This is a genomic window from Enterococcus sp. AZ015, from assembly GCF_050499225.1.
Classification (GTDB): domain Bacteria; phylum Bacillota; class Bacilli; order Lactobacillales; family Enterococcaceae; genus Enterococcus_D; species Enterococcus_D entomosocium.
This window is the reverse complement of sequence record NZ_JBMHEX010000001.1, coordinates 2,661,118-2,687,245: the sequence shown is the minus strand read 5'-3', so window position 1 is coordinate 2,687,245 and position 26,128 is coordinate 2,661,118. Positions and strand designations below refer to the sequence as shown.

The window sequence follows — 26,128 nt, the reverse complement described above, 5'->3', positions numbered from 1 at the left end:
ACTTCCAAAGCCCATGCTACCCAAAAAAGGAAATTCTCATAGAAAGCAAAACAGCAACCGCGAATTACTTGTGCGGCTGCTGGTTTTATTGTGGGAGAGTGGCTCAAATCAATTCCGATAGATCGGTAAAAGGCAATGACAGATCGTGAGCGGCTTCTTTTGAAGTAAATGCGCCCTCATAGGCGATGACCCCTTTGGCAAGGGCCTCGTTTTCTCGCAACGCTGCTAAAGGGTTTTTCGCTAGCTGCTGGGCATACGGTAATGTGGCAATGCTCAATGCGATGGTTGCCGTTTGCGGCACAGCTCCCGGCATATTCGCCACTGCATAGTGAATAACTTCTTCCCGGATATAGGTTGGCTCGTCGTGGGTGGTGACTTTGTCTTCAGTCTCGAAAATTCCGCCCTGGTCAATGGCAATATCGACGATCACGGATTTTTCAGGCATCTGTTTCACCATGTCGCGGGTCACTAAGCACGGGGCTTTTTGTCCTGGCAATAAAACGGCTCCTACCACCAAGTCTGCGGATTGGATCGTTCGCTCGATATTCAAACGATTGGAATACAAAGTTTGGACTTGACCAGAAAATTGTCGATCCAGCTCTTGTAAGCGTGGGATTGAAACGTCTAAAATTGTCACTTGTGCGCCTAGACCTACGGCGACTCTCGCGGCATTCTCGCCGGCAACGCCACCACCAATGATCGTTACCCGACCTTGACGGACGCCGGGAACACCCGAGAGCAGGATCCCTTTTCCGCCATAAATTTTTTCGAGAAATTGCGCGCCAATTTGAACAGACATTCTTCCAGCGATCTCACTCATGGGAGACAGTAAAGGCAGGGTGCCGTTCGCCAGCTGGACGTTCTCATAAGCAACAGCGATCACTTTGCTGTCGATCAACGCTTGAGCAAGCTGTTGATTGGCGGCTACGTGGAAATAGGTGAATAAAACCAGTCCCTCATGCAAAAAGGGGTATTCTTCTGGTAAAGGTTCTTTGACTTTCATAACCAATTCAGAGGCCCAAACCTCTTCAACGGTAGCAATCGTAGCGCCGACTTCCTGATACGCTTGATCAGAAAAGGTTGATCCTGCACCAGCGCCTTGTTCAACGAAGACTTCGTGTCCGTCTTGGACTAACTCATAGACTCCGGAGGGCGGCAATGCCACACGATTTTCATTGTTCTTAATTTCTTTGGGGATACCGATTTTCATAGATTTCACACCTTTCTTTCTTCCATTATAATAGAAAGCGGATTCCCAAAGGGAGAAAAAAGGGTTTTTTTATTAAAAAAATAAGATCCAGTTGCTGCTTTCGGGACGACAAAGAAAAAAGCCCCACAATGGGACTTTTTTCGAACAATCAGCTGAAGGTCCAAAAGCGTAAGCTTTGATCAGCGATTTCATCTAGTGTGTAGTAAGTAGCGTAGTGGGATTTTTCCGGATCATCATTGGGATCTAAGACAAACACTTGATCGCCCATCATTCCACCTAAGACCATGATATGGCCGCCATCTGTAAATTCCCCTGGGGTCATAGAAACGATGACGGGATGATTTTGTTGCAAGTAGGCTTCAACGCTAGCTAGGTCAGTACTAAGATCATAATAGTTGTAGCCGTTTGCATCGGCAAAGTCAGAAAAAATCCGCCAGTCCGTTCCTTGGCCGTCAACGTAATAATGATCTCCTGCCCAATCAAGGACTTCCGGTGGCGTAATGTAATAGCCTTCAAGATAGGATTGAACCATCGCAAGAGAAGCGATCGCACAGCCGTTTTCTGCTAAGGTTTGGCTGCCGTCATTGCCATAGGATCTATCGGCCCATTCTTCGTTCGTCTGCAGGAAAATCGGTGTTGTGATGTCCATTTCCCCTAAGTAAGCATTGATATCTTCACTAAAAATAGCTTGAGAGTAAATATATTCGTCGTCATAACTCTCATCATAGGCAACGACGGTGTGCACGTGTTCGGACAACTCTCCGTACAACACGTGATGAGAGATTCGATTGAACCCTATCCAAATCAACACCAATCCTGCTAAAACAATCATTGGCCGACGCTTTCGATAAACATCTGTCTGTTTTTGCATTTTTCCCTCCTTGTTTTACGAATCGTACGTATTCATCCTGTTCTTTTAAGTAAAACAAAGGAGGGGGCGCTTGTCATCGGCCTACAGACCGATTCCACGATCAACTTTCAAATGCCTCTAGTTCTAAGCTAGTATGTTCCCATGCTTCTAATAGGGCTTCTTGTTCAGTGCGGGCTTGTTCTAACGCTTGATTCAACGCGGTCAATTTTACATGATCATTCAACGCTTCTGGTGCGGTCATGTCTTGTTCCAGTTGCTGGATCGTTTCTTCTATCGTGGCAAGTTCTTCTTCGATTTGGGCGACTTTTCGCTGTAAGGTTCTAACGGCTTTTTGCTGTTCTTTGCTTTGGACAAAGTTTTGCTTGCCCGCTGAGATGGTGGTTTCGGTTGTTTTTGCTTCCAACATTGCTGCGATCTCAGCTTCTTCTTGTTTCTTTTCTAAATAATAATCGTAATCGCCTAGATAGAGCTTGCTGCCGTTTTCAGACAGTTCCACGACCTTGGTGGCGATTCGATTGATAAAGTAGCGGTCATGAGATACGAAGAACAACGTGCCTTCATAATCGATCAGGGCATTTTCTAAGACTTCTTTGCTGTCGATGTCTAAATGGTTGGTTGGCTCATCCAAAATCAAGAAATTGTCATGGTCCATGGCTAATTTTGCCAAAGCGACACGGGCTTTTTCGCCACCGCTTAACAGCGTGATCGGCTTTTCAACATCTTCTCCCGAAAATAAGAAGCTGCCTAATATATTGCGAATCTCGACTTCAGGTGTGGTACTGTGGTCATCCCAAAGCTCATGGAGGATCGTTTTTGTTGAGTGCAGATCGGATTGAGTTTGGTCATAGTACCCGATTGAAACATTGGCGCCAAAATGCACCTTTCCTTGAATAAAGGGGATTTTATGAATCAGCGATTTCAGTAAGGTTGACTTGCCGATCCCATTCGGCCCCACTAAAGCGATCGCATCTTTGCGACGAACATCTAAGTCGATGGGCGCCGATAAAACTTCTTCTTCAGAATAACCGATAGCGGCATTTTCTACTTGCATCACAACATTTCCTGAAGGTTTTTCAATGGAAAAAAGGAAGTGGGCGGATTTTTCATCTCCTTGCGGGCGATCCAACCGGTCCATTTTCTCTAATTGCTTACGGCGACTTTGCGCGCGTTTGGTGGTAGAGGCACGGACAAGGTTGCGGGCAACAAAGTCTTCCAGTTTATTGATTTCTTCTTGCTGCTTTTCAAAGGCTTTCCATTCGCTTTGCAGCTGTTCAGCTTTCAAGGTCAAATAGCGGCTGTAATTGCCTTTGTAGTGGCGCATTTTTTGCCGACTCAGTTCGTAGACTTCGTTGACAACTTTGTCTAAGAAGTAACGGTCATGGGAAACGATCAGCAACGCACCGGCATATCCTTGTAGATAGTTTTCCAACCAAGATAACGTTTCGATGTCTAAATGGTTGGTCGGCTCATCGAGGATCAAGATATCAGGTTTTTGCAGCAGCATTTTTGCTAATGCCAAGCGGGTTTTTTGACCACCGGAAAGGGTATCGATCGGCTGTGTGTAAAAAGAAGGATCAAACTGAAAACCGTGCAAGACGGAGCGAATTTCATTTTCATAGCCATAGCCGTTTTTTTCTGCAAATTCATGTTGCAATTGATCGTATTCTTTCAGAAGATTGCCAGAGTCAGCAGCAGGATCTGCTTCGGAGATGGCGATCTCTAAGGTACGCATGCGCTGCTCCATCTGTCGAACCGTTGCAAAAGCTCCTAGCATTTCTTCCCAAACGGTGGCCTGACTAGCAAGTCCGGTATCTTGAGCTAAGTAGCCCATCGTAGCGGTCTTGTTTTTAGCGATCGTTCCTTTATCAGGACTTTCGAGTCCAGCAATAATTTTCAGCAGCGTTGATTTACCAGCACCGTTGCGCCCAACAAGCGCGATTCGGGAATTGCTGGCAATCTCTAATTGGATATTTTCAAATAAAACCTCGGCTCCGAAAAGACGGGCGATTTGGTTGGCTTGTAATAAAATCATGTGTATGTCATTCCTATCTTTAAGAAACTTGTCTGTATCAAGGTTACAATACTACAAGTCTATCATATTTTAGGGGAAACGGCGATTGGGAAAAAGTTTGATTTTACCATTATAAAATTTATATTTCAAATTATGAGCATTCAAATTGATTTTTGAACAATGTATTTGTTATGATAGCTTCATCACAAGTGAATTTTTCACAATGGGGGAGTATTCTTTGAAAGATCATCAAATTCCAAAGGCAACAGCGAAGCGATTGCCTTTATATTATCGTTACTTGCGTATTTTGCACCAAGCTGGCAAATTAAAAGTCTCTTCGACCGAACTAAGTGAAGCTGTTCAAGTTGATAGTGCGACGATCCGCCGCGACTTTTCCTACTTTGGTGAATTAGGAAAACGCGGCTATGGCTATGACGTTGAAAGCTTGATGCAGTTCTTTGCGAAGACATTGAACGAAGACCACATGACGAATGTAGCTTTAGTCGGTGTCGGAAACTTGGGGAGCGCCTTGTTGAAATACAAATTTCACCAAAGCAACAGCATTCGGATCAGTGCTGCATTTGATGTCAACGAAGATCTAGTTGGTCGAATCGTAGATGGTGTGCCGGTCTATCCAATGGATGACATGAAGGAACAAGTGAAGATCCAGCAGATCGATGTGGCTATTTTGACGGTTCCCGCACAACATTCACAAGATTTAGTGAATGAGCTTGTGAAAGCTGGCATTAAAGGAATCTTGAACTTTACACCTGCACGGATCACTGCACCAAAAGGCGTGCTGATTCAAAACGTTGACTTAACCAATGAATTGCAAACATTGATTTATTTCTTGCATTCAGGCAACGTCTTGTCACATGAAGAACCAGTAGAAGAACCATCACTAAGCGAATAATCGCATCACATAAATAGGAACCAACAAAACAGCTGCCAGATCGTAGTATATACAACGATCTGACAGCTGTTTTTTGCTTTTCGCCATTGATCTTACTCGTCTAACTGGTCAAAAAGTGATTCGTAGGAATCTTGCTCTTCAACGCTTGTGAGCGCTTCTTGATACCGCAAGATTTGTTGAGTCAAACGTGTGAAATCGATGATGCGGGCTTCGCGATGCACTTCTTTCCCATTTGCGAACAAGAGGACGACGGGAACCGTCAAGACCGAAAATAAACTGGCTGCTTCTGGCTCTGTCAGCGTGTTGATGGTAAATAGTGGGAGTTGTTGGGTTTGTGCCAGTGTTTGGATGCGTGGTTTGTCCGCAACACAAATACTGCAATTTGGTTGAGAGAGATAGAGTAGTGCCAACGGATGTTGGGCGAGCCTCTCTTGGATCGGTTGATTTTTTTGCATAAGTCATTCCTCCATGGAAAATGTACGCTGTTCTTGAGGAAAAGTCAAAATATCTGATAGTTGCTGATCATTTAGGTGAACAAGAAGGATTTAAAGATAAGGAAAATCTAAAGCAACGATTAAAAAAACAGACTGCTTTAAAAAAAACGTTGTATAAAAAAAGGAAAAAACGTATAGTAATTCCAGCGTTTCGAATTTATTGATAAAGAAGGTTAAAGTTATGTTTCAGGCATTACCGAATTCTGTCCTGCAAATGAGTGTTATTTTTTTATCTATCGTCATTGAAGCCTTGCCCTTTGTCCTATTGGGCTGCTTGATATCAGGTGCTTTACAAGTCTTCTTGACGCCAGAAAGAGTCACGAGACTCTTACCAAAAAACAAATTGGCATCGATCACTGTTGGTTGTGGCCTGGGGGTCTTTTTTCCTTCCTGCGAGTGTGGGATCGTACCGATCGTTAATCAGTTCGTAAAAAAAGAAGTGCCAGTGTATACGGCGTTTGCCTTTATGCTGACTGCACCGATCATCAATCCTATCGTGATTTTTTCGACATTCATTGCCTTTGGAAATTCCGCGAAGTTCGCCTTTTTGCGTGTACTGGGCAGCTTATTGGTCGCAATGGTCGTGGGGATCTGGCTGGCGTATTTTAACAAACAAGAGGTCTTAAAAACACGGCTTGCCAATCAATTAAGTGGCGGGAATGAGCAAGTAGCTCACCCACACCATCATGGGCATGATCACGCCCACCATCAAACAGAAAAGACCAGTCATCCGCTTCTTCGGCAGATTCGTCATTTGCTACAGCATAGTTTGGATGAGTTTTTCGATACTGGGCGTTATTTGATCATTGGTGCGTTGATCGCCTCAGCGATGCAGACCTATCTGCCAACTGGCTTGATGCTGACATTAGGCTCCACGAAGCTGTTAGCGGTTTTCGTCATGCTGCTGTTGGCACTGACATTATCCCTATGTTCCGAAGCAGATGCCTTTATCGGCTCTTCGTTGTTGAGTTTATTCGGCACTGGACCAGTCGTCGGTTTCCTGGTTTTTGGTCCAATGGTAGATATTAAAAACCTGTTGATGATGAAGCGGTACTTTTCGGGGCGTTTTATCGCTTCTCTGGTTGGTTTAGTCGCAATCGTCGTTTCAATTTATGCATGGGTGGTGTAAAGAATGATTCGTTTTTTGATCTTATCAGGCTATTTTGAATTAATGATGTATTTGCAAGTGACGGGCAAACTCAATCAGTTTATCAACATTCATTATCGCTATCTCGCTATTTTATCTATGATCATTTCTTTATTGTTGGCTTTGGTCCAGCTGTACTTTTGGGTCAAACAAGAGCCCGAGCATCATCATGACGACGAGCACCAGCATGGATTAGAGAAAAAATACCAACGAGTGATTGCGTATTTTCTATTAGCCTTACCGATCATCGTGGGTCTCTTTTTTCCCACCGTTAGCTTGGATACGACGATCGTTGAAGCAAAAGGGTTTAATTTCCCCCTAAGTGAAGAATCTGTGGGGGATCCAGAAATGACGACCCAATATCTGAAACCCGATACAAGTCTTTATTTTAACAAAGAAGATTATGACACTCAGATGGATGCAGCCTTGGCACGTTACGCCAAAGATGAGACGATTGCGGTAACGGAAGAAAATTACTTGGAAGTCATGGAGTTGATCTATACGTACCCGAGTGAATTCATTGGTAAGAAAATTACCTATGATGGATTTGTGTACCATGCAGATCAAGATGATGCCAATGAAATCTTTTTGTTTCGTTTTGGCATTATCCATTGTGTGGCTGATTCAGGCGTTTTCGGTTTACGGGTGGAATTGCCGCAGCAAGCGACTGCAGAAAATAACCAGTGGCTCCACGTGGAAGGGACGATCCAATCGAAGTACTATCAACCCTTCAAACGAGACTTGCCGATGGTGGTAGCAGACCAAGAGAAGACGATTGAAGCACCAGAAAACCAGTATGTCTATCGCGCTTTCTAGCTTTTTTTAAGAAAGTTCATAGAAACATCATAAACCTTTGTTATAATGAAGAAAATCTAAGCATATGTTTGTAGTTTTATCAAACGTTTAGTACAATATAGTAGGAACATATGCTAAAATCTATACAAAAGAGAGGTGTCGTGAAATGGGTTTTACAGATGAAACAGTTCGCTTTGATTTTGATGATAGCCGTAAAAAAGAAGTCAGCGAAACATTAGCTATCGTCTACCGAGCATTAGAGGAAAAAGGATACAATCCGATCAATCAAATCGTCGGTTATCTCCTTTCTGGCGACCCGGCTTACATTCCTCGTTATCGGGATGCCCGGAATTTGATTCGTCGTCACGAACGGGATGAGATCATGGAAGTTCTGATCCGTTATTATTTAGGCAATCACGGGATCAACCTATAATGAGAATCATGGGATTGGATGTTGGTTCGCGGACAGTCGGCGTGGCGGTCAGTGACCCAATGGGCTGGACAGCACAAGGGATCGAGATCATTCGCATCAATGAAGATGAAGGCAATTTCGGTTATGATCGACTTGCTGAATTGGTGAAAGAATATGAAGTCTCACGTTTTGTGGTAGGACTACCTAAAAATATGAATAATACGATCGGACCTAGAGCGGAAGCTTCTATGGCTTACGGCGCAGCGATCGAACAGCAATTCGGTTTGCCGGTCGTTTACCAAGACGAACGTCTGACGACCGTTCAAGCAGAACGAATGCTGGTAGAACAGGCGAATACATCGCGTGCCAAACGAAAAAAAGTGATTGATAAATTAGCAGCAGTCATGATTTTGCAGAATTATTTAGATGGTGCTGGGAAACAGCTGTTTTAATTTACAGAAAAGAGGAAAATAAATGTCAGAACATACACACGATCATAACCACGATCACGATCATGAAGGACATGAACACATTACTTTGATCGATGACCAAGGAAATGAAACCTTATACGAAATTCTATTAACGGTTGACGGTACGGAAGAATTCGGCCGCAACTACGTCTTGCTTTATCCAGCAGGCGTACCGGAAGAAGAAGACGTTGAATTACAAGCGTACGCTTATATTGAAAACGAAGACGGTTCTGAAGGTGAATTAGAACAGATCGAAACAGAAGCAGAATGGGATATGATTGAAGAAGTCTTCAACACATTCATGGCGGAAGAAGAAGAATAACAAGCTGCAAGTGCTGATCCTTTCCATAAGGGATCAGCACTTTTTTTGATTTTTAACGACTGTTTATTATAGAAGCAAGCCTGCTTTTTTGAAAGGAATGAGTAAAATGAATCACGTAACGATTTTTGAGCTTGAAAAGATCGCAGAAGAGCAGCTAGTTTTTGCGGTGATCATCAGCAAGTATCAAGAAAAGCTCGTCTATGTCAAACACAAAGAACGAGACACATTAGAAATACCCGGAGGTAAGCGAGAATCAGGAGAAAGCATCACAGCGTGTGCCGCCCGTGAATTAAAGGAAGAACCAGGAGCCAAGCACTTTACTCTAGAGCCGTTATTTATCTATGGGGTAGAAAAAGACGGGGAGACCGATTACGGCTTGGTGTTCGAAGCCCAGATCACGGACTTGGAGGATGAGTTGACCTCAGAGATCGAAGCAATCTATGTAAGGGCAAAGCCGCCTGTCAGTTGGACATATCCAACGATTCAGCCGTTGTTATTGGCAGAATATCTTAAACGAACAAAACAATAATTCAGCTAGTTCAAATGGAGGGCTGTCTTGAGTGGAAAAGTAAAGTAAGCCTATTTGACAGGAGTGAGCGAATGAGTTGCGTGATCCTACAATCAGGCGTAGGATAAAAATGTAAACGTTATCTTATCGGAGAGTAGGGAAAGGCATGGAAAAAATCTATCAAGCAAGTACAGCAGAAGGAGCAATTGATTTTATCAATATGCGCGATTTGGAGATCGCCGCAGAGGAAGTGATTCCTAAAGGTGGGTATGGCTATATCAGCAGTGGTGCGGGGGATATTTTTACCTATCAAGAAAATGAACGCGCCTTCAATCACAAATTGATCATTCCTCATGTCTTAAAGGACATTGAATTACCGGACACAACGTTGTCCTTTGGCGGTGACACGTTGTCAGCGCCAATCATTATGGCGCCTGTGGCTGCCCACGGCTTAGCAAATGTTGCGGCAGAGCAAGCGTCAGCCAAAGGTGTGTCACGTTTTGGCACGATCTATACGGCGAGTTCGTATGCCTCTTGTACGTTGGAAGAAATCCGAGCGGCTGGAGGTCAAGAAGCGCCGCAGTGGTTCCAGTTTTATATGAGTAAAGACGATGGTATTAACAAAGACATCTTGGCGATGGCAAAACGCAATGGCGCCAAAGCGATCGTTTTGACCGCAGATGCAACCGTGGGAGGCAATCGAGAAACGGATCGCCGCAATGGCTTCACCTTTCCGTTGGCAATGCCGATCGTTCAGGCTTATCAATCAGGGATCGGACAAACGATGGATGCCGTTTACGGCTCCTCAAAACAAAAATTAAGTCCTCAGGATGTCGCTTTTATCGCCAAAGAATCTGATTTGCCGGTTTATGTCAAAGGGGTGCAATCAGAAGAAGATGTGGAACGAGCATTAGGGGCAGGTGCACAAGGGATTTGGGTCTCAAATCACGGGGGACGCCAATTGGATGGTGGTCCAGCTTCCTTTGATTCCTTGCAGATCGTGGCTGAAGCAGTAGCAGGTCGGGCGCCGATCGTCTTTGATAGCGGGGTACGGCGAGGACAACATGTCTTTAAAGCGATTGCTTGCGGAGCAGATCTGGTGGCAATCGGTCGACCAGTGATTTATGGGTTGGCTCTAGGTGGTGCCACCGGTGTTCAACAAGTCTTTGATTTCTTCAAAAAAGAATTGGAGATGGTCATGCAGCTTGCGGGGACGCAAACGGTGGCAGATATCAAAAAAGCCGTCTTACGGGACAATCATTATTTATAAGCAATCCCTCAAAAAGCACTCGAGTCGTTGACTCAGGTGCTTTTTTCAATGATCCTTTCTGATCCTGAAGAGCAGAGCCAACAGTTCTTTTTGCCGTAAAAAGTGTATATGATTTTGAAACAATTGCAAAATCCGCTACACTTAAAAGAGACCAATAAACTAAAGGAGAGAGATTGATGATTCCAAAAATTATTCATTATTGCTGGTTTGGCGGCAATCCATTAGGTGAACAAGAAAAGAAATACATGGATACCTGGAAAAAATATTGTCCGGATTATGAGATCAAACGTTGGGATGAATCAACGATCGACCTTTCAAAATTCGGTCCTTATCTAAAAGAGGCCTATGACCAAGAAGAATGGGCATTTGTGTCAGATGTGGTTCGTTTGTATGCGTTAGTGACAGAAGGCGGTATTTATATGGATACTGATATCGAGGTGGTCAAACCTTTAGATGAGCTCTTGACACTGGAGGCATTTATGGGCTTTGAGATCGAAACCAAGATTTCTACTGGGATCATTGGAGCGGTTCCGCACCATCCCTTTATGGAAGAATGGTACCACGATTACGATGACCGAAAATTTGTCCGGGCAGAAAAAACGGAAGATGTCGTCACCAATGTGATCCGAGTGACGGAACTGTTGCAAAACCACGGATTAGAATTGAATAATCAACAACAAACCGTTAAGGGTGTAGAAATCTTCCCGCAAATGACGTTTTCACCAAAAAGCTATATCACGGGTGAGGTCGAGGAAGATCCGAGTACGATGGTAATCCATCAGTTTTCTGGCTCTTGGTTATAAAAGAGTAAGTCTATGAAAGGACGGACAGTGGGGAAAGCTGTCCGTCCTTTTTGCTTTTGCAAGGGATGATGGAGATGTGATAGAATAGCTTGAAAAAATGAGGAGGCGTTTTGATGGCTATCAAACGATGTACTTTGGCAGATTTAGAAGAATTGGGAGAAATCAGCGTATCCACCTATTACGATACATTTGCTCCTTTCAATACGGAGGAAAATACCCACATCTATCTAGAAGAAGCCTACAATCTGCCGAAACTGACCCGAGAGTTAGAAAATCCGCAATCGGCGTTTTATTTTTTGCAAGAAAATGATCAAACCGTAGGGTATATCAAACTTAACTGGGGGGAGGCACAGACGGAAGCAATCGCCCCAGAGGGGTTGGAAATTGAACGGATCTATATCAAAAAAGAACATAAGCGGATGGGCTATGGCAAAACACTGCTGCTGTTTGCCCAAGAGACCGCCAAAAAGCTGCAGAAAAAGTCGATCTGGTTAGGCGTTTGGGAATTTAACGACAATGCGTTGGCTTTTTATCATACGATGGGCTTTGAAAGAGTTGGCAGTCATTCCTTTTTTATGGGGGATGATGAGCAGACGGATTTCTTGATGCTGAAAGAGCTTTGAGTGCCGCCTTGTATGAGGAATTAGAAATTACTTTCCATTTTTTTTGCAATCAAGTATAGTTAAAGGGATTGATGAAAAAAGAACGATTGGTGAAAACCATCGCTAAGGAGAGCAATTGTAAATGGAAAAACAGAGAAACGAAAGTATTTTGTCACGTTTTCTTAAAGGCGTGGTGATTGCCTTGGGCTTTATCTTGCCTGGTGTTTCAGGTGGCGTATTGGCAGCCATCTTAGGCATTTATGAGCGGATGCTGCGCTTTATGGCACATCTGACGAAGAATTTTAAAGAGAATTTCCTCTTTTTCCTACCAGTAGGGATCGGGGGAATCGTAGGGATCGGTCTTTTATCGAAGCCATTAGAGTGGTTGCTGCAAAATTATCAAATCATCGTTTTGTGGGGCTTTGCGGGGGCAATTATTGGGACATTACCGGCACTTGCCAAAGAATCGACTTTAAAAAGCAAACGAACAACCGGTGATTTGATTTGGTTCTTCGGCAGTATGGTCATCGGCTTCTTGTTCCTCTATTTTATGGGCGATATCTTAGGAACCATCCCTGCTAATTTCATAGGTTTTGTGATCGCCGGCGGTCTGATCGCGTTAGGTGTTTTGGTTCCCGGCTTGAGTCCTTCAAACCTTTTGCTCGTTCTGGGCCTTTATGATCCGATGTTGAAAGGCTTTAAGAGCTTTGACATCATGGGTGTCTTTCTACCGATCGCCATTGGTGGCTTGGCAGTGATGCTGTTGTTTTCGAAATTGATGGAGTGGCTATTGACGCATTATCATTCAAAAGTCTATCACTTCATTTTAGGGATCGTTATTGCCTCAACGGGTTTGATCGTGATTCCTCCGGTGGCAAACTATAGCGGCTTTACTTGGGTAACGGCCGTCATCGGAATTATCTTGTTTGTCTTGGGGGCTTGGTTAGGTCTTTGGATGAGCAAGCTGGAAGAAAAATACAAGTAAATCAAAACGGCACATCGTTTGGCGATGTGCCGTTTTTGTTAGGTTATGATTCGGGCAGCTAAGAGAAAGCGTTGGTGGACAGCCAGTAGTAAAAAGATTGGAACGTTTGATAACGATGTGATACAGGTTTAAAAACTGTTCTATTTTTGTTGAAAGATTTCCTAGTGTTTGGTATATTGTAGTCTATATAAAGAAGAATTTTTCATGTGTTACAGTTTAGATAATTGTTTGAGGTTATTGAGAAAAAGGAGGGACAAGCATGCAAGATGCGACCTATTGGGCGGAACAATTGCGGCAAGGACAAATCAGCTTTGCAGAGCGGGTGGCGATGATCGAAGAAAAAGTCAATCAACAAAATTCGCTTTTGAATGCGCTTGTAACATTTGATCCGCAAGCAGCGATCCAGCATTACGAGCAGCATCTTCAAAAAACGGTTTTTGGTGGACAACCCATGCCGTTAAAAATACTCGGCCAAACCAAAGCAGGGTGGCCAGCAACGTCAGGAGCCAAACTGTTTGCAAAAGCACGAGCCAGCCGCACGGCTCATTTTGTCTCTCGTTTAGAAGAGGCGGGCTTTGTGCCGTTAGGGCAAACCAATGCACCAGAATTTGGATTCAAAAATATCACTGATCCAACATTGTATGGGCCTACACGTAATCCGTGGAATCCTGCCTATTCAGCTGGTGGTTCCAGTGGTGGTGCGGCAGCGGCAGTGGCTTCGGGGATGTTTCCGATTGCAGGTGCCAGTGATGGCGGCGGATCGATCCGCATTCCAGCTTCCTTTAGCGGATTGATCGGTTTGAAGCCAACCCGTGGCACGATGCCAGTGGGTCCTAGTGAATGGCGCAGCTGGCAAGGCGCTTCCATCAACTTTGCGTTGACGCTTTCTATGCGTGATACGGAACAGTTGTTTTATGCGTTGCGGACGTCACAGCCGGCAGCCCCTTATCAGGCACCGCAAGTAGAATGGCATCATCAGCAAGCGAGTCAAAAACCGCGGTTGAAGGTTGCTTTTACTACCGCATCGCCGACCGGTGGCCAAGTGTCTGAAACTGCCATCCAAGCAGTCCGAAGTGCAGCCGCATTTTTAGAAAAGCAGGGGCACGAAGTCATTGAAGTGGGCTATCCAGTGGATGGTCAGCAAATGATGACCACTTATTACGCCATGAATGGTGGCGAAACAGCTGCGATGTTTGCTGAGATCGATGCTGCTCGTCAAGAACCGGTCAGACGGGAAGAAATGGAATTGATGACCTGGGCACTTTACCAATATGGCAAAAAACTGCCGGCCGCCGATTACGTTCTTGCCTTGCAGTGGTGGGATCAGCTGGCAGAAAAAATGGAAGAAGTCTTTTCGACCTATGATCTCTTTTTAACACCGACGACGGCTTTTCCAGCCCCTTTGATCGAGGAAGACTTACAAAGCGATAGCATTCGCCAAAGACTGCATGAGATCGAATCGCTTGGAAAAAGTGCTGCGGGTGAGTTGATCGAAGAAATGTTTTCCAAGAGCTATGCTCTGACACCTTACACTCAATTAGCCAATTTAACGGGGCAGCCAGCCATCAGCTTGCCAACTGCTCTTAGCGAGGAAGGGTTGCCGCTAGGGATCCAATTTATGGCGTCTAAAGGCAGAGAAGATCTGCTTTTCCAAGTCGGCTATTTATTTGAAACACAGCAACGATTTCTGTTGCCAAAACAAGGAAACTAAGAGGAGGATATTATGAAACAAGTTAGAAAAGGGAAAATCGTTGCAATGGTTGGCTTTTTAGGTTTATTTACGGGGGTCCTGTTAAGTGCCTGCAGCAAACCAACGGAAGAAGACTCAAGTCTAAGCAAGGTGGAAGAAGCCAAAACATTGGTTGTTGCTACTTCGGGAACCTTGTATCCATCGTCTTACTATAACGATAAAAATGAATTAGTGGGCTATGATGTCGATGTGGCAAAAGAAGTCGCCAAACGATTAGGCGTAGAGATCACATTTAAAGAGTACAATGTCGATGGACAAGTTTCTTCTTTAACACGTGGAGAAGCCGATTTTGCTGCCAACGATTTTGGTTTGACGGATGAACGGGCGGAAAAATTCAGTCTCTCAACGCCTATCAAATACTCGTTCGATAGTATGATCGTGCGTAAAAGTGATGACTCAGGGATTGCTTCTTTAGAAGATTTGGATGGCAAAAAAGCTGCTGGTGAACCGAATACCAGCTACATGCGCTTAGCCGAATCTTATGGGGCAGAATTAGTGACTTACGACAACGCAACGAATGATCAGTATTTGACAGATGTTGCGAATGGTCGAACGGATGTGATCTTGAATGATTACTATTTGCAAAAAATGGCGGTTGCTGCTTTGCCAGATATCCCTGTAAAAATTTTAGAAGATGTCTACTTTAATCCGAATGAAACGGGCTTCTTATTTGTGAAGGATCATAAAGCATTGCAGGAAAAAGTGGATGCTGTTTTAGCAGAAATGAAAGAAGACGGCCGTTTAAAAGAACTTGCAGAAACGTATTTTCAAACCGATATTTCAGTAAAATCTGATCAAGCGATCCAAACGGTTGAAACAGACTAATGTATATTCCAACCCTTGATTTGCCGTTGATGTGGGACTCATTGCCCTATTTGCTGTCGGGCTTGTCCTATACGGTCGGCATTGCTGTCGTTTCTTTTCTAGGTGGCAACCTCTTAGGGATCATGCTCACCTTCTTAGGGATGCTGGAAAACCCCATCATTAGAGGGTTCGTGCGGGGCTATCTCTCCTTTCTAAGAGGCGTCCCAGCGTTGGTCTTGTTGTTCCTCCTGTATTTTGGCTTGCCCTATCAATTGTCGGCGCTTAGTGCTGCGATCATCTGTTTTACATTGACCAGCAGCGCATTTATCGGGGAAATCTACCGAGGATCAATTGCTGGAGTGGATCGTGGGCAATTTGATGCTGCCTATGCGTTAGGGTTATCATTTACGAAAACGATGCGTCTGATTATTTTGCCGCAAGCTTTTCGTATATCTGTACCGGCATTGAGTAATGTGGCAATGGATTTGTTGAAAGGAACCTCCTTGGCAGCAATGATCACGATTCCTGATATTTTTCAAAAAGCCAAGATCGTTGGCGGACGAACTTTTGATTACATGTCCATGTACGTGCTAGTTGCCATCATCTATTGGCTGTTGTGCATTTTGATTGAAGCCGGGCAAAAGCGATTAGAACAACATTTTTCAAAACGCTTTGCTGCTAATGAGGCTGTAAGACAATAAAAAAAGAGCCGAGGCTCGATCACTGCAGAAATCACTCTCTTCTTGAATTGATTTCTGCAGTTTTTGTATTTGAAAAGATAGAAGAAAGGAGATTGCCATAGTAAAACAATGAGCGAAGGCAAGGAAGATAGAGAAATTTCTGTAATGTCAAACTAGTTTCAGTATGAAAATGGTGCTGACCAAGTTATTTTCCTTCACTTAAACAGTCTATATTTCATTCGTTCGGCTCAAGTGATTCATGGTAAAATAAAGAAAAGCAAATCGAGGAGGGTCTTTTATGAAGTATGAATGGCGCAAACTAGAAAAAGAGCTTTATCTTCCCAAAAAACCAACAGTGATCGAGGTGCCAACGTATCAATTTATCAGTTTGAGCGGCAGCGGCGATCCGAATCGTCCTGAATTCAGCGAAGAAATCGCCGCTTTATATACGATTTCTTATTCACTCAGGATGGGGTTAAAAAAAGGGGCTTTTGGCAATGAACCCTTTGAATACACGGTCTTTCCTTTGGAAGGCGTGTGGACCTCTCTGACAAAGCCAGAGGGTGCCATCAACAAAGAAGAATTGATCTATAAAATCATGATTCGCCAACCAGATCCAGTCACGGAAACACTGTTTCAAGAACAGCTCTTGGCAGTCAAAGAGAAGAAAGACAATCCCAATCTAGAGAAGCTCATCTTTGAACGTTATGAAGAAGGACTGTGTCTGCAAGCAATGCATACAGGCTCTTTTGATACTGAAGCGGAAACATTTGCGCAAATGAAGGAGCTGTTAAAACAAGAACAGTTAGTGATCCGTCCAACGATGGACACGTTCCAGCATCGAGAAATCTATTTGTCTGATCCGCGAAAAGTCTCACCAGATAAAGCCAAAACCGTCCTGCGATGGGCAGTAGAATCAGAAGGTGGGATTCAGTGAATAAAAACTATTTAAGCATCGACATCGGCGGCACGAAAATCAAATCGGCTGTCATTGATCGCTCGGGGAATATTCTGACACGGGGACGGATGGATACGCCGAAAAGTCTTGCGGAATTTTTGACGGGGATTGAAACGATCGTTGAGGACGTTCATGGAAGCATTCGGGGCATTGCGGTTAGTACCCCGGGAAAAGTCAACCCAGAGACCGGGACAATCTCGTTTGGCGGGGCATTGCCTTTTTTAGATGGGGTCTCCTTAAAACAGCTGCTGGCAAAGTATCAAATGCCGCTTGCTGTGACCAACGATGGCAAAGCAGCCGCATTAGCTGAATGGTGGCTAGGAAACCTTAAAGGGATTCAAAACGGAGCTGCCATAACATTAGGTACTGGTTTGGGCGGTGGCGTAATCGTTGAGGGAAAACTGATCCAAGGTGCACATTTTCAAGCCGGGGAATTAAGTTTTCTACTAAATGCCACTAAGAGAAGTGACACTCAAGAAAACGCTGAGCAACCAGTCAATCAGGGATTGACCCTGCAGCAATTGGCAGGTTTTAGCGGTTCAGCGGTCGCCATGATTCGTCGCAGCGCCCAACTGCTAGGCTTAGCTGATCTTGCGGATGGTGAAGCAGTTTTTGACGCCATCAATCAGAAACAACCACAGGTCTGGGCGCTGTTTACAGCGTATTGCCGAGAAATCGCGTGTGTCATGCTCAATGTTCAAGCCGTGATCGACTTAGAGCGCTTCGTGATTGGCGGGGGCATCAGTGCCCAAGCGATCGTGGTGGAAGAAATTGACCGTCAGTATCAGCAACTGCTAGCTAGTTTACCGATTTTGCAGCAGACTTTGACGAAGCCGGAGATCCAAGCGTGCAAATTTCAAAACGATGCCAACTTATTAGGGGCGCTCTATCATTTCTTTTTGGAACATGAGATGAAATAAAATAGACCAAAAAACTGTCGCGAACCAACGATTCGCGACAGTTTTTTTAGGCTTTTTTCTTGGGGTCTTTGTCTTCGTCACCTAGGTAATCTTTGCTAGTGAAGGCACTGTGGAAGTATTTGCCTTCTTGACCGTAATAGCGGTTATAGCGCTGCTTGAATTTGCGGAACACGTAAACGACAAGAACTTTTAGCAGACAATAAATTGGGATCCCGAAAATCACCCCAACGATCCCCATCAAATCACCCATCACTAATAAAACAACCAGAATCGTAATAGGATGAATTTTCAATCGGTCACCCATCACACGGGGCACGACTAAATCCCCATGAAGCAACTGTACAGCAAACCAAGCAATCAAAAATTTAACCAACATCCCGGTGGAGTCTTGTGCGGCAATGAAAAGTCCCGGGAAAAAGACGATAAAAGGACCAATATAGGGGATGATGCAAAGCAGACCAGCGGCGATCGCCAGAATACTGGCATACTCTAAGCCAATCAATAGGAAAACGACCCAATAGATCGCCCCTAAAATCAAGGAAGAAATGATTTGTCCTTTCAAAAAGGCACCGACTTGTATGTCAGAGATCTTGACGATTTCATTAAAGTCTTTGCGAAAACGTGGTGGCACTAACGAGAGAACCGAAAAATAAAACTTGTTGGGGTTGCGCAATAAGAAAAAGGCAATGATCGGTCCCGTAAACAAAGCGATGAACAAGGTCGATATCGTTGAAAACAAACTGCTGAGCCCAGCAGCACCAGTTTCCCAATAGTCTCCAATAAAACTCATGATGTTGTTGGTAATATTTTGCAATGTGTCTGTAATTTGTGCCATCTCATCTTGAAACGGGGTATTTTCTAAAAAGGCGGTCGCGTTTTTCTCAAAGTCACTGACCAAACTCGGTAAGCTGTTGATCAGATCGGTGGTTTGCTGCTCCAAAATCGGGTAAAGCTGGAAACCAGCAAAGACGATCAATAAAAGAATCAAAAGATAGATCCCAGCAATCGAAACACTGCGGGGAATTTTTTTCGATTCCAATTTATCGACTACCGGGTTAAACAGATAGTAAAGGATCAGCCCAAATAAAAAGGGTGGGATAATAGCTGTAAGTATGGCTGAAAAGGGTGTAAATAAAAAAGAAATCTGATTTAGCAAAAAGACAGCAACTGCCGACAAGATAATCAGTCCTAAGACATAATAGCTTGTTTTGCCGCCTAAAAAGTGGATCAATCGGTTATTTTTCATAATAAGCCTCGCTTTCTTAGCTACATTATAACGAAAGACCCCTATTCTGTAAAAAAACAACGTACCTTTTGAAAAAACTACGCTCATATTCTCAATATCTTTATAATGAAAGAATATCTTTGATAAGGGGTTAACTGATGGCATCTTTCTTCAAAGCAGGCCAAAAATGCTCCCGTGTTTACAACACAGGAGCGAAAAGAATTATTTGCGCACTGTCGTCAAGGTACAGCGACCAACGGCAGTTTTTAACCCGCTAGCTAACCAAATAGTGGCTTGCCAAGTTTGGATACGAGCGCCGATACGATCAGGACTAGCTTCTACGATCAGGGTTCCTTCTTGAGCGGCGGCTAGATGGTTGACTTGTAGGTCAACGCCGGCGGCGAAGGCTTCTTCTTGAGCCAAAGCTTGATTGGCACCGATGCTGCAGGCAGTCTCGATCAAAACGCCGTTAATGCCACCGTGAACGAGACCAAAAGGCTGTTTGTGCTGTTCTTTGATGGGCATCCGTAAACGAACAAAATCGGCTGTTGCTGTTTCTACTTCGATTTCTAAAGCTTCTAGTAAGTTCATTTTTTGCTCCTTTTTCTAAGAAAGTTACCATGATTATAGCACGAGTTTTGGTAGAAATAGCCGAAGTTCTAAGAAAGACAGCAACAGGGGGAGAAGTCTTAAGAAATTCCCTTAACCAAAGCAATTTCTAACGAAAAGCGACTAGATATGTGTATAATAGAGCTATGTGAATTGAGGAGGAACAAGTAATGAGAGAATGGAAAACCTTAAAAGAATATGATGAAATTTTATTTGAACAACATGGAAAAGTGGCGAAGATCACGATCAACCGCCCAGAAGTCCACAATGCGTTTACACCAAAAACGGTGTTTGAAATGATTGATGCGTTTTCAATCAGTCGCGATGAACCAGGCATCGGCGTGATTATTTTGACAGGCGCCGGCGACAAAGCCTTTTGTTCAGGCGGAGACCAAAAAGTCCGTGGTCACGGTGGCTATGTTGGGGAAGATCAGGTTCCTCGCTTAAACGTATTGGATCTGCAACGCTTGATCCGCACGTTGCCAAAACCGGTGATCGCCATGGTCAAAGGCTGGTCGATCGGCGGCGGGAATGTTTTACAATTAGTTTGTGATTTAACGATTGCCGCTGACAATGCTAAATTTGGTCAAACAGGACCAAATGTCGGTAGTTTTGATGGTGGCTATGGTTCGGGGTATCTTGCACGGACGATTGGACATAAAAAAGCCAAGGAAGTTTGGTTCATGACAAAACAATATACTGCCGAAGAAGCATTGGCAATGAACTGGATCAATACGGTCGTTCCTCTTGATCGAGTAGAAGATGAAACGATGGAATGGGCCGAAACGATGCTGCAAAAGAGCCCGTTGGCGTTACGTATGATCAAAGCATCAATGAATGCCGATACGGACGGATTAGCTGGCATTCAGCAATTGGCCGGCGATGCGACCTTATTGTATTACACGATGGATGAAGCCAAAGAAGGTCGTGACGCGTTTAAAGAAAAACGTCAACCAGACTTCGACCAATTCCCTAAATTCCCATAATGACTGGGAGTTGGCTGCAAAGGCAAGCACAACTTCATCCAGAACGACCAGCTTTTTATTGGCATGAAAAAAGCTGGTCGTTTGCTGCCTTGCAAAAAGAGGTTTATGCTTATGCTGCTTATTATCAAGCCCAATTCGTTGTTCTGCCAAACCGGGTAGCCCTTTTTAGCAATAACTCCCCTGAAATGGTCTTTACGATCCTTGCATTGTGGGAGTTGGGGATCGAAGTCCAGCTGTTGAATACGCGATTGACAGCCGCTGAAATCACCTTCCAATTGCAAGATGCCCACTGCGACTGGGTGATCACGGCGGATCAGGCAGCGGTCCCGGGTGTTCGCAGCCTGACCTTTGGACAAGCGATGGAACAGGCGAAGGCTCTTGCCAGTTCTTTTGATCCTTCATTTGTTCCTAATAAAGCAATCTATCAAGCAGAACAAGTGGCTTCGATTATGTATACATCCGGTACGACGGGCAATCCCAAGGGTGTGCCGCAAACCTTTGGGAATCATCTAGCAAGTGCCGAAGCGACTCAAAAAAACTTAGCCATCACTAGCGAGGATTGTTGGCTTTGTGCAGTTCCGCTGTATCATATCAGTGGGTTATCAATTCTCTTACGGTCCTTGCGACTTGGGATGAGTGTTCGTTTGTATGAGCGCTTTGATGTTGGAGAAATGGCAAAAGACCTTGAAGCAGGGAAAGGGACGATCGTTTCTTTGGTGGCAAAAATGTTGACAGATTTGCTGCCCTTGGTGCCCCAACAAGGCTTTGATTCGTTGCGTTATATCCTGCTAGGCGGCGGTCCGATTGCCAAAAGTGTATTGGAAAAATGCCAGCAAAATCAGCTTTCTGTGATTCAATCCTATGGGATGACAGAAACCTGTTCACAAGTGGTGGCATTGCCGCCAGAAAAAGCTTCTGAAAAAATCGGCGCCTCTGGGGTTCCCCTGCAAGGTGTTCATTTACGAATTGCGACTGATGGGAAAATGGCAGACCACCAGACTGCTGAAAATACCCAGCCGATCGGAGAGATCCAACTGCAAGGACCTGCGATCACGACTCGTTACTTGAACGATCGCAGTCCACAGCAGTGGGACCAAGAGGGCTGGTTTGCCACAGGAGATCTAGGGTATCTTGATCAAGAGGGCTTTTTGTATGTAGTCAGTCGTGCAAGCGAACTGATCATATCTGGTGGAGAAAACATCTATCCCGCAGAAGTGGAGCAAGCCTTGTTGCAGCATCCAGCGGTCAAAGAGGCAGCTGTGGTGGGGGAACCAGACGAGGAGTGGGGACAATCTGTCGCGGCTTATTTAACGTTAAATGAGTCCGTCCGACTCCAAGCCTTGTTGGATACATTAGAAGGGCAGATCGCCCATTATAAATTTCCGCGCCGTTTTTATCACGTGCGAGAAATGCCGCGCACAGCAAGCGGCAAACTTTTAAAACGGCTATTGCTGAGTGAAGAAAGAGTGAACTACATTGAACAGCAAATCATCAAGTAATTATGAAGCAGCGATCGCTGCCGGGAAAACCTATTTGAGTGAGTATCAGCCTTTAAAAAGGTGTGACTTACTGGCTCTTTATGCAGCGGCACAAGAATATCAAGGGGAACGCTATTTCTGGCGTACCCCTGATGAAACGACTAGTCTGGTAGGGTTGGGTTGGTTAGCCACTTTTTCGCAACCCAAACTTGCAGACTTTTCAGAAGTCCGCTCTCTCTTAAAGCAAGCCCATTATCAACCAGAGGCACCTTTGCAGGCGCAGTTGGTTGGTGGTTTTGCTTTTGATGAACAGGCAGAAGTCAGTCAGGATTGGGCTGAGCTAGGTGCCGGTCTCTTTGCGTTGCCAGAAATACTGGTCAGCAAAACTGATGATCAGTGTGGCGTCGTTTATACAGTAGCCGCTTCTTCCGAGGAACAACGACAACAAAAAGTCGCTGCCTTACAGGAAAAAGTCGCAAGCTGGTTGAATGCCAACCCGGACAAGAGTCTTGTAGCAGAAACGCCTGCTTTTCAGGCACAAGAGGAACTAGAGGTGCCCCAATGGCTGCAAGCGGTCGAAGAGACAGTGGCAGCCATTCGCTCGACTGAAACACCGTTGAAAAAAGTGGTTCTGGCCAGGAGAATGAAGATAGAAACGAAGCAGTCGATCATTAGTGCTGGGGTGTTGCAACGGTTGGCGCAACAGCAGCCGAATACCTATCTTTTTGCCATCGAACATGGGGGCCATGTTTTTGCTGGTGCGACGCCAGAACGCTTGCTAAAAGCAACTGTCGATCAGTTTGAAACGGTAAGTATCGCAGGTTCCGCGCCAAGAGGCAAAACCAAAGAAGAAGATGAGGCACTGGCACAAGCCCTCTTAGCGGACGCAAAAAATACCCATGAACATCAAGTAGTTGTCGATCGCTTGGAAACGGCATTGGCTACTTTGTTAGCTGACGGTTTTCAATCAGAAGCCCGCTCCGTCATCAAAAATCGTGACATTCAGCATTTGTTTGTTCCTTTAGCAGGGCAAAGAAAAGCAGGAGTCAACTTTCTGAGCGCCGTGCAAAAACTACACCCGACCCCAGCATTGGGGGGAGAACCGAAAGAAGCAGCCGTCTCTTGGATTCGTACCCATGAACCAGCCAGCAGAGGGATGTACGGTGGACCGATCGGTTGGTTGGGTATTCAAGAAGATATTGGCGAGTTTGCAGTGGCCATCCGCTCAGGATTCTTTAGCGGCAATCAAGCAACGCTGTATGCAGGCTGTGGGATCGTTGCCGATTCAGATGCGGAATCCGAACGTCAAGAAACACGGTTAAAATTTCAACCGATGAGGAGAGGGATCTTAGGAGATGAATAACCAGACAGTCATGACAGACTATTTATTAGCGGCAATCCAAGGACTAAAAGCAGCGGGTGCGAAGCGAGCGGTTATTAGTCCCGGTTCACGCTCAACGCCATTGGCGCTACTATTGCATCGTGATCCTGAGATCACCTGTATGGTGGCTGTCGATGAACGTTCGGCTGCTTTTTTTGCTTTAGGGATGTCCAAAGTTGATCTCCAACCGACGATCTTACTGTGTACTTCTGGAACTGCAGCAGCCAATTATTATCCAGCAATTTGTGAAGCAGAGGCCACCAACTTGCCATTGATCGTCTTAACGGCTGATCGCCCGCCAGAACTGCGGGGCGTTGGGGCGCCACAAGCAATGGACCAACAGAATTTGTATGCCTCTCACGTCAAAAAGATGGTAGAGATGACGGTGCCAGAAAACGATCCTGCTTTGTTGCGTTATAGTTTTTGGCAAGCTACAACTTGCACGATCGAAGCGCAAAAACAGCCGAAAGGCCCGGTCCAAATCAACTTTCCATTACGGGAGCCGCTGTTGCCTGACTTTAGTCGCCAATGCAGTATTCAGCAAGACGTGAGCTATCTGGCACCACAACAAGAGCTGTCAGCAGAGATGATCACCCAGCTAGCCCCTTACTTTGATAAAAAAGGTATTCTGATTGCTGGAGAAAGCCTTACGATCGAAGAAGCGCAGCAGTTGCTGGCTTTTTCAGAGAAATTAGGCTGGCCGATTGTCGGCGATCCATTGACCAATCTGGCGACAGCCGGTACCAAAGTAGGAACATTTATCAGTCAAGCCGATCTTGTTTTCCCGCAATTGACTTCTGCCTTCCAACCAGAAGTGGTCGTGCGTTTTGGTCGCTTACCAGTCACTAAAAATGTCCTATTATGGTTGAACAAAGCAGCGGATACGACGACGTGGCTCTTTGTTGATCCATCGGGGCAGTGGCAAGATCAGCTGCATCGGGCAAACTATTTGATCGAAGCAGCGATCAGCACTTTCGTGGCGGCCATCACCCAGTTGCCGATCGTCAAACATACGGCGTGGCAACAACAATGGCAAGCACTTCAAGCGCGGGCAGATCAGGTGATTGCTGCAAGTCCGCAGTTGAAACAATGGGATGAGAGCAGCGCTGTGCGCATGCTCCAACAATGTCTACCTGAAGAAGCGCAAATTCTTTTGGCAAACAGCAATGCGATCCGTTTCTTTGATCGCTACGGCAGCAAAACTTCCTCCACTTATCGAGTGTATGGAAATCGGGGCGTCAATGGGATCGACGGCCTTGTCTCGACCGTAGCTGGGATTGCTTCCGCCAGTCAAAAGTCTACCTACTTGTTGATTGGTGATTTAGCGTTGTACCATGATATGAACGGCCTACAACTACTGCGTCAGTATCAATTGCCAATAACGATCATTTTACTGAATAATAACGGTGGTGGGATCTTTTCCTTTTTGTCACAAAACACCTTAGAACCAAACGACTTTGTCCCGCTCTTTGGCACGCCGTTAGACCTTGAGTTTCAAAAAGTGGCGGCCTTATATGAGGCAGATTGGCACACACCGACCTCTTTGCTAGAGTTTCAAACGATTTTAACGGAAACAAGCCAACAGCCGTGCTTTCAAATAATCGAAGTGAAGGGTGAGCAAAAAGATCCGGTTGATACTTGGCAAGCACTGCAACAGCAGTTTAGCGAGGCGGGAGCGCAGCAATGAGGGACACGATAAATGGTGTCAGTTATTTTTATCAGTGGTTGCAACCTTACCGACCAGCCTTACCAACCCTTGTGGCATTGCATGGCTTCACGGGTTCTTCGGAAAGTTTTCGACCGGTTTTTGTAGAGGAAGGTTCTTATAATGTATTGGCTGTCGACTTGATTGGACATGGACGGTCATCGATTTATGTCCATCCCATGCGTTATGAACTTCCTTTACTGGTGGAGGATCTCGCACAGCTTTTAGCGAAGTTAGGGATTGAACGCTATGGTCTTTATGGCTACTCGATGGGGGCACGAATCGCACTTGTCTGGGCAGTCAAGGAACCAGCTGCAGTGACCCATCTTTTGCTTGAGAGTGGTTCCCCCGGGTTGGCTGATCCAGGAGAACGACTCGCTCGTCAGCGGCACGATCGCTGCTTAGGATTGCGCTTACTAAGGGAGCCTTTGGTCGATTTTGTCGATTACTGGCAAGAACTGCCGTTGTTTGCTAGTCAAAAGGAGCTGCCCTTAGTGCAGCAGGCTGCTGTACGGCAAGGACGCTTGCAGCAAAATAAATTTGGCTTGGCAGTAAGCTTGGTTTACGGTGGTACTGGCAAACAGCCAAGCTGTTGGTCGGCACTTCCGCAGCTAGCTTGTGAAATTCTTTATTTAGCGGGGGAAAAAGATTTAAAGTTTCGGAAAATCGCCCACCAAATGAAGCAGCTGCAACCAGAGATGACCATCAAAGTCGTTGCTAATGCTGGACATTGTATCCATTTAGAACAGCCGACACAGGTTCGTCATGAAATCGATCAATGGTTTGTAAAAGGATCGAGGCCACAGTCAGCTGATTGAC

27 protein-coding genes are annotated in these 26,128 nt (G+C 45.1%); 21 read left to right on the top strand and 6 right to left on the bottom strand.

All coding sequences use genetic code 11. The features are described 5' to 3' along the window. Nucleotides 1-103 precede the first annotated feature (103 nt). From ald to IGK85_RS12465, 3 genes are all read right to left on the bottom strand, one after another. Complete coding sequence (gene ald / locus IGK85_RS12475; protein ID WP_008380781.1) at nt 104-1,210, bottom strand: alanine dehydrogenase; 1,107 nt, start codon at nt 1,208-1,210, stop codon at nt 104-106. A gap of 148 nt (nt 1,211-1,358) precedes the next feature. Further along, on the bottom strand, nt 1,359-2,081 hold the full coding sequence (locus IGK85_RS12470; RefSeq protein WP_008380783.1) for a C39 family peptidase: 723 nt from the start codon (nt 2,079-2,081) through the stop codon (nt 1,359-1,361). Between the two features lie 100 nt (nt 2,082-2,181). Then, a complete protein-coding gene (locus IGK85_RS12465) occupies nt 2,182-4,113 on the bottom strand; it encodes an ABC-F family ATP-binding cassette domain-containing protein (protein WP_008380786.1) in 1,932 nt (643 codons plus the stop codon). Nucleotides 4,114-4,330: 217 nt separating this feature from the next. On the opposite strand from IGK85_RS12465, the gene IGK85_RS12460 reads away from it, so the two are divergent. Next, nucleotides 4,331-5,005 carry a redox-sensing transcriptional repressor Rex gene (locus IGK85_RS12460; RefSeq protein ID WP_005228549.1) on the top strand — a complete coding sequence of 225 codons (675 nt, stop codon included), beginning with the start codon at nt 4,331-4,333 and terminating at the stop codon, nt 5,003-5,005. Between the two features lie 92 nt (nt 5,006-5,097). Here IGK85_RS12460 and IGK85_RS12455 read toward each other — a convergent pair whose 3' ends face one another. Then, nucleotides 5,098-5,460 carry a thioredoxin family protein gene (locus IGK85_RS12455; RefSeq protein WP_008380790.1) on the bottom strand — a complete coding sequence of 121 codons (363 nt, stop codon included), beginning with the start codon at nt 5,458-5,460 and terminating at the stop codon, nt 5,098-5,100. A 220-nt stretch (nt 5,461-5,680) separates the two neighbouring features. Between IGK85_RS12455 and IGK85_RS12450 the strand changes: the two genes are divergently transcribed. The 15 genes from IGK85_RS12450 to IGK85_RS12380 all read left to right on the top strand — a co-directional run bounded on the left by IGK85_RS12450 (nt 5,681) and on the right by IGK85_RS12380 (nt 17,925). Then, nucleotides 5,681-6,628, top strand: a complete 948-nt coding sequence (locus IGK85_RS12450) for a permease (protein ID WP_008380792.1) — start codon at nt 5,681-5,683, stop codon at nt 6,626-6,628. Between the two features lie 3 nt (nt 6,629-6,631). Next, on the top strand, nt 6,632-7,462 hold the full coding sequence (locus IGK85_RS12445) for a TIGR03943 family putative permease subunit (RefSeq protein ID WP_008380795.1): 831 nt from the start codon (nt 6,632-6,634) through the stop codon (nt 7,460-7,462). A gap of 145 nt (nt 7,463-7,607) precedes the next feature. Next, a complete protein-coding gene (locus tag IGK85_RS12440) occupies nt 7,608-7,874 on the top strand; it encodes an IreB family regulatory phosphoprotein (RefSeq protein ID WP_005228556.1) in 267 nt (88 codons plus the stop codon). Next, nucleotides 7,874-8,305 carry a Holliday junction resolvase RuvX gene (gene ruvX / locus IGK85_RS12435; RefSeq protein ID WP_005234242.1) on the top strand — a complete coding sequence of 144 codons (432 nt, stop codon included), beginning with the start codon at nt 7,874-7,876 and terminating at the stop codon, nt 8,303-8,305. The genes IGK85_RS12440 and ruvX overlap by 1 nt, the downstream gene beginning before the upstream one ends. A 22-nt stretch (nt 8,306-8,327) precedes the next feature. Continuing rightward, nucleotides 8,328-8,645, top strand: a complete 318-nt coding sequence (locus IGK85_RS12430) for a DUF1292 domain-containing protein (protein ID WP_005228559.1) — start codon at nt 8,328-8,330, stop codon at nt 8,643-8,645. Nucleotides 8,646-8,751: 106 nt separating this feature from the next. Continuing rightward, a complete protein-coding gene (locus IGK85_RS12425) occupies nt 8,752-9,174 on the top strand; it encodes an NUDIX hydrolase (RefSeq protein WP_008380800.1) in 423 nt (140 codons plus the stop codon). Nucleotides 9,175-9,319: 145 nt separating this feature from the next. Next, the gene (locus IGK85_RS12420) at nt 9,320-10,423 is read left to right on the top strand and encodes an alpha-hydroxy-acid oxidizing protein (protein WP_008380802.1); all 1,104 of its coding nucleotides are present in this window, start codon (nt 9,320-9,322) and stop codon (nt 10,421-10,423) included. A gap of 176 nt (nt 10,424-10,599) precedes the next feature. Continuing rightward, nucleotides 10,600-11,226, top strand: coding sequence for a glycosyltransferase family 32 protein (locus tag IGK85_RS12415; RefSeq protein WP_005234264.1), 627 nt, complete (start codon nt 10,600-10,602; stop codon nt 11,224-11,226). A gap of 113 nt (nt 11,227-11,339) precedes the next feature. Next, the gene (locus tag IGK85_RS12410) at nt 11,340-11,849 is read left to right on the top strand and encodes a GNAT family N-acetyltransferase (RefSeq protein ID WP_008380805.1); all 510 of its coding nucleotides are present in this window, start codon (nt 11,340-11,342) and stop codon (nt 11,847-11,849) included. 121 nt (nt 11,850-11,970) lie between these two features. Further along, a complete protein-coding gene (locus tag IGK85_RS12405) occupies nt 11,971-12,813 on the top strand; it encodes a DUF368 domain-containing protein (RefSeq protein WP_005234267.1) in 843 nt (280 codons plus the stop codon). Between the two features lie 259 nt (nt 12,814-13,072). Next, nucleotides 13,073-14,524, top strand: a complete 1,452-nt coding sequence (locus tag IGK85_RS12400; RefSeq protein WP_008380808.1) for an amidase — start codon at nt 13,073-13,075, stop codon at nt 14,522-14,524. A 12-nt stretch (nt 14,525-14,536) separates the two neighbouring features. Next, nucleotides 14,537-15,388, top strand: a complete 852-nt coding sequence (locus tag IGK85_RS12395) for a transporter substrate-binding domain-containing protein (protein WP_086297847.1) — start codon at nt 14,537-14,539, stop codon at nt 15,386-15,388. Further along, on the top strand, nt 15,388-16,068 hold the full coding sequence (locus tag IGK85_RS12390) for an amino acid ABC transporter permease (protein ID WP_005234278.1): 681 nt from the start codon (nt 15,388-15,390) through the stop codon (nt 16,066-16,068). Before IGK85_RS12395 ends, IGK85_RS12390 begins: the two co-directional genes overlap by 1 nt. Before the next feature lie 277 nt (nt 16,069-16,345). Further along, nucleotides 16,346-16,984 carry a GyrI-like domain-containing protein gene (locus IGK85_RS12385; RefSeq protein ID WP_005234279.1) on the top strand — a complete coding sequence of 213 codons (639 nt, stop codon included), beginning with the start codon at nt 16,346-16,348 and terminating at the stop codon, nt 16,982-16,984. Further along, entirely contained in the window at nt 16,981-17,925 is a 945-nt protein-coding gene (locus IGK85_RS12380; protein WP_005234281.1) for an ROK family protein, read from the top strand. Before IGK85_RS12385 ends, IGK85_RS12380 begins: the two co-directional genes overlap by 4 nt. A 46-nt stretch (nt 17,926-17,971) precedes the next feature. Here the strand turns inward: IGK85_RS12380 and IGK85_RS12375 are convergent, their stop codons facing one another. Together IGK85_RS12375 and IGK85_RS12370 are read right to left on the bottom strand one after the other, a co-directional pair. Further along, a complete protein-coding gene (locus IGK85_RS12375) occupies nt 17,972-19,171 on the bottom strand; it encodes an AI-2E family transporter (RefSeq protein WP_008380813.1) in 1,200 nt (399 codons plus the stop codon). A 201-nt stretch (nt 19,172-19,372) separates the two neighbouring features. Continuing rightward, nucleotides 19,373-19,741, bottom strand: a complete 369-nt coding sequence (locus IGK85_RS12370; protein WP_008380815.1) for a PaaI family thioesterase — start codon at nt 19,739-19,741, stop codon at nt 19,373-19,375. 188 nt (nt 19,742-19,929) lie between these two features. Here IGK85_RS12370 and menB point away from each other — a divergent pair, with 188 nt between their 5' ends. From menB to menH, 5 genes are read left to right on the top strand one after another with little or no spacing between them, the layout of a single operon-like run. Next, nucleotides 19,930-20,745 carry a 1,4-dihydroxy-2-naphthoyl-CoA synthase gene (menB, locus tag IGK85_RS12365; protein WP_005228595.1) on the top strand — a complete coding sequence of 272 codons (816 nt, stop codon included), beginning with the start codon at nt 19,930-19,932 and terminating at the stop codon, nt 20,743-20,745. Continuing rightward, the gene (gene menE, locus IGK85_RS12360) at nt 20,745-22,244 is read left to right on the top strand and encodes an o-succinylbenzoate--CoA ligase (RefSeq protein WP_008380818.1); all 1,500 of its coding nucleotides are present in this window, start codon (nt 20,745-20,747) and stop codon (nt 22,242-22,244) included. The genes menB and menE overlap by 1 nt, the downstream gene beginning before the upstream one ends. Next, nucleotides 22,222-23,586 carry an isochorismate synthase gene (locus IGK85_RS12355; protein ID WP_005234289.1) on the top strand — a complete coding sequence of 455 codons (1,365 nt, stop codon included), beginning with the start codon at nt 22,222-22,224 and terminating at the stop codon, nt 23,584-23,586. Before menE ends, IGK85_RS12355 begins: the two co-directional genes overlap by 23 nt. Then, on the top strand, nt 23,579-25,291 hold the full coding sequence (gene menD, locus IGK85_RS12350) for a 2-succinyl-5-enolpyruvyl-6-hydroxy-3-cyclohexene-1-carboxylic-acid synthase (protein ID WP_008380821.1): 1,713 nt from the start codon (nt 23,579-23,581) through the stop codon (nt 25,289-25,291). Before IGK85_RS12355 ends, menD begins: the two co-directional genes overlap by 8 nt. Then, complete coding sequence (menH, locus tag IGK85_RS12345; RefSeq protein WP_008380823.1) at nt 25,288-26,127, top strand: 2-succinyl-6-hydroxy-2,4-cyclohexadiene-1-carboxylate synthase; 840 nt, start codon at nt 25,288-25,290, stop codon at nt 26,125-26,127. The genes menD and menH overlap by 4 nt, the downstream gene beginning before the upstream one ends. The last annotated feature ends 1 nt before the right edge of the window (nt 26,128 follow it).

Coding starts and splice junctions, on each gene's coding strand:
- ruvX (WP_005234242.1), top strand. CDS start 7,874: ATGAGAATCATGGGATTGGATGTTGGTTCGCGGACAGTCGGCGTGGCG.
- IGK85_RS12420 (WP_008380802.1), top strand. CDS start 9,320: ATGGAAAAAATCTATCAAGCAAGTACAGCAGAAGGAGCAATTGATTTT.
- IGK85_RS12440 (WP_005228556.1), top strand. CDS start 7,608: ATGGGTTTTACAGATGAAACAGTTCGCTTTGATTTTGATGATAGCCGT.
- IGK85_RS12405 (WP_005234267.1), top strand. CDS start 11,971: ATGGAAAAACAGAGAAACGAAAGTATTTTGTCACGTTTTCTTAAAGGC.
- ald (WP_008380781.1), bottom strand. CDS start 1,210: ATGAAAATCGGTATCCCCAAAGAAATTAAGAACAATGAAAATCGTGTG.
- IGK85_RS12410 (WP_008380805.1), top strand. CDS start 11,340: ATGGCTATCAAACGATGTACTTTGGCAGATTTAGAAGAATTGGGAGAA.
- IGK85_RS12370 (WP_008380815.1), bottom strand. CDS start 19,741: ATGAACTTACTAGAAGCTTTAGAAATCGAAGTAGAAACAGCAACAGCC.
- menD (WP_008380821.1), top strand. CDS start 23,579: ATGAATAACCAGACAGTCATGACAGACTATTTATTAGCGGCAATCCAA.
- IGK85_RS12430 (WP_005228559.1), top strand. CDS start 8,328: ATGTCAGAACATACACACGATCATAACCACGATCACGATCATGAAGGA.
- menH (WP_008380823.1), top strand. CDS start 25,288: ATGAGGGACACGATAAATGGTGTCAGTTATTTTTATCAGTGGTTGCAA.
- IGK85_RS12415 (WP_005234264.1), top strand. CDS start 10,600: ATGATTCCAAAAATTATTCATTATTGCTGGTTTGGCGGCAATCCATTA.
- IGK85_RS12385 (WP_005234279.1), top strand. CDS start 16,346: ATGAAGTATGAATGGCGCAAACTAGAAAAAGAGCTTTATCTTCCCAAA.
- menB (WP_005228595.1), top strand. CDS start 19,930: ATGAGAGAATGGAAAACCTTAAAAGAATATGATGAAATTTTATTTGAA.
- IGK85_RS12425 (WP_008380800.1), top strand. CDS start 8,752: ATGAATCACGTAACGATTTTTGAGCTTGAAAAGATCGCAGAAGAGCAG.
- menE (WP_008380818.1), top strand. CDS start 20,745: ATGACTGGGAGTTGGCTGCAAAGGCAAGCACAACTTCATCCAGAACGA.
- IGK85_RS12455 (WP_008380790.1), bottom strand. CDS start 5,460: ATGCAAAAAAATCAACCGATCCAAGAGAGGCTCGCCCAACATCCGTTG.
- IGK85_RS12395 (WP_086297847.1), top strand. CDS start 14,537: ATGAAACAAGTTAGAAAAGGGAAAATCGTTGCAATGGTTGGCTTTTTA.
- IGK85_RS12465 (WP_008380786.1), bottom strand. CDS start 4,113: ATGATTTTATTACAAGCCAACCAAATCGCCCGTCTTTTCGGAGCCGAG.
- IGK85_RS12450 (WP_008380792.1), top strand. CDS start 5,681: ATGTTTCAGGCATTACCGAATTCTGTCCTGCAAATGAGTGTTATTTTT.
- IGK85_RS12390 (WP_005234278.1), top strand. CDS start 15,388: ATGTATATTCCAACCCTTGATTTGCCGTTGATGTGGGACTCATTGCCC.
- IGK85_RS12375 (WP_008380813.1), bottom strand. CDS start 19,171: ATGAAAAATAACCGATTGATCCACTTTTTAGGCGGCAAAACAAGCTAT.
- IGK85_RS12400 (WP_008380808.1), top strand. CDS start 13,073: ATGCAAGATGCGACCTATTGGGCGGAACAATTGCGGCAAGGACAAATC.
- IGK85_RS12445 (WP_008380795.1), top strand. CDS start 6,632: ATGATTCGTTTTTTGATCTTATCAGGCTATTTTGAATTAATGATGTAT.
- IGK85_RS12470 (WP_008380783.1), bottom strand. CDS start 2,081: ATGCAAAAACAGACAGATGTTTATCGAAAGCGTCGGCCAATGATTGTT.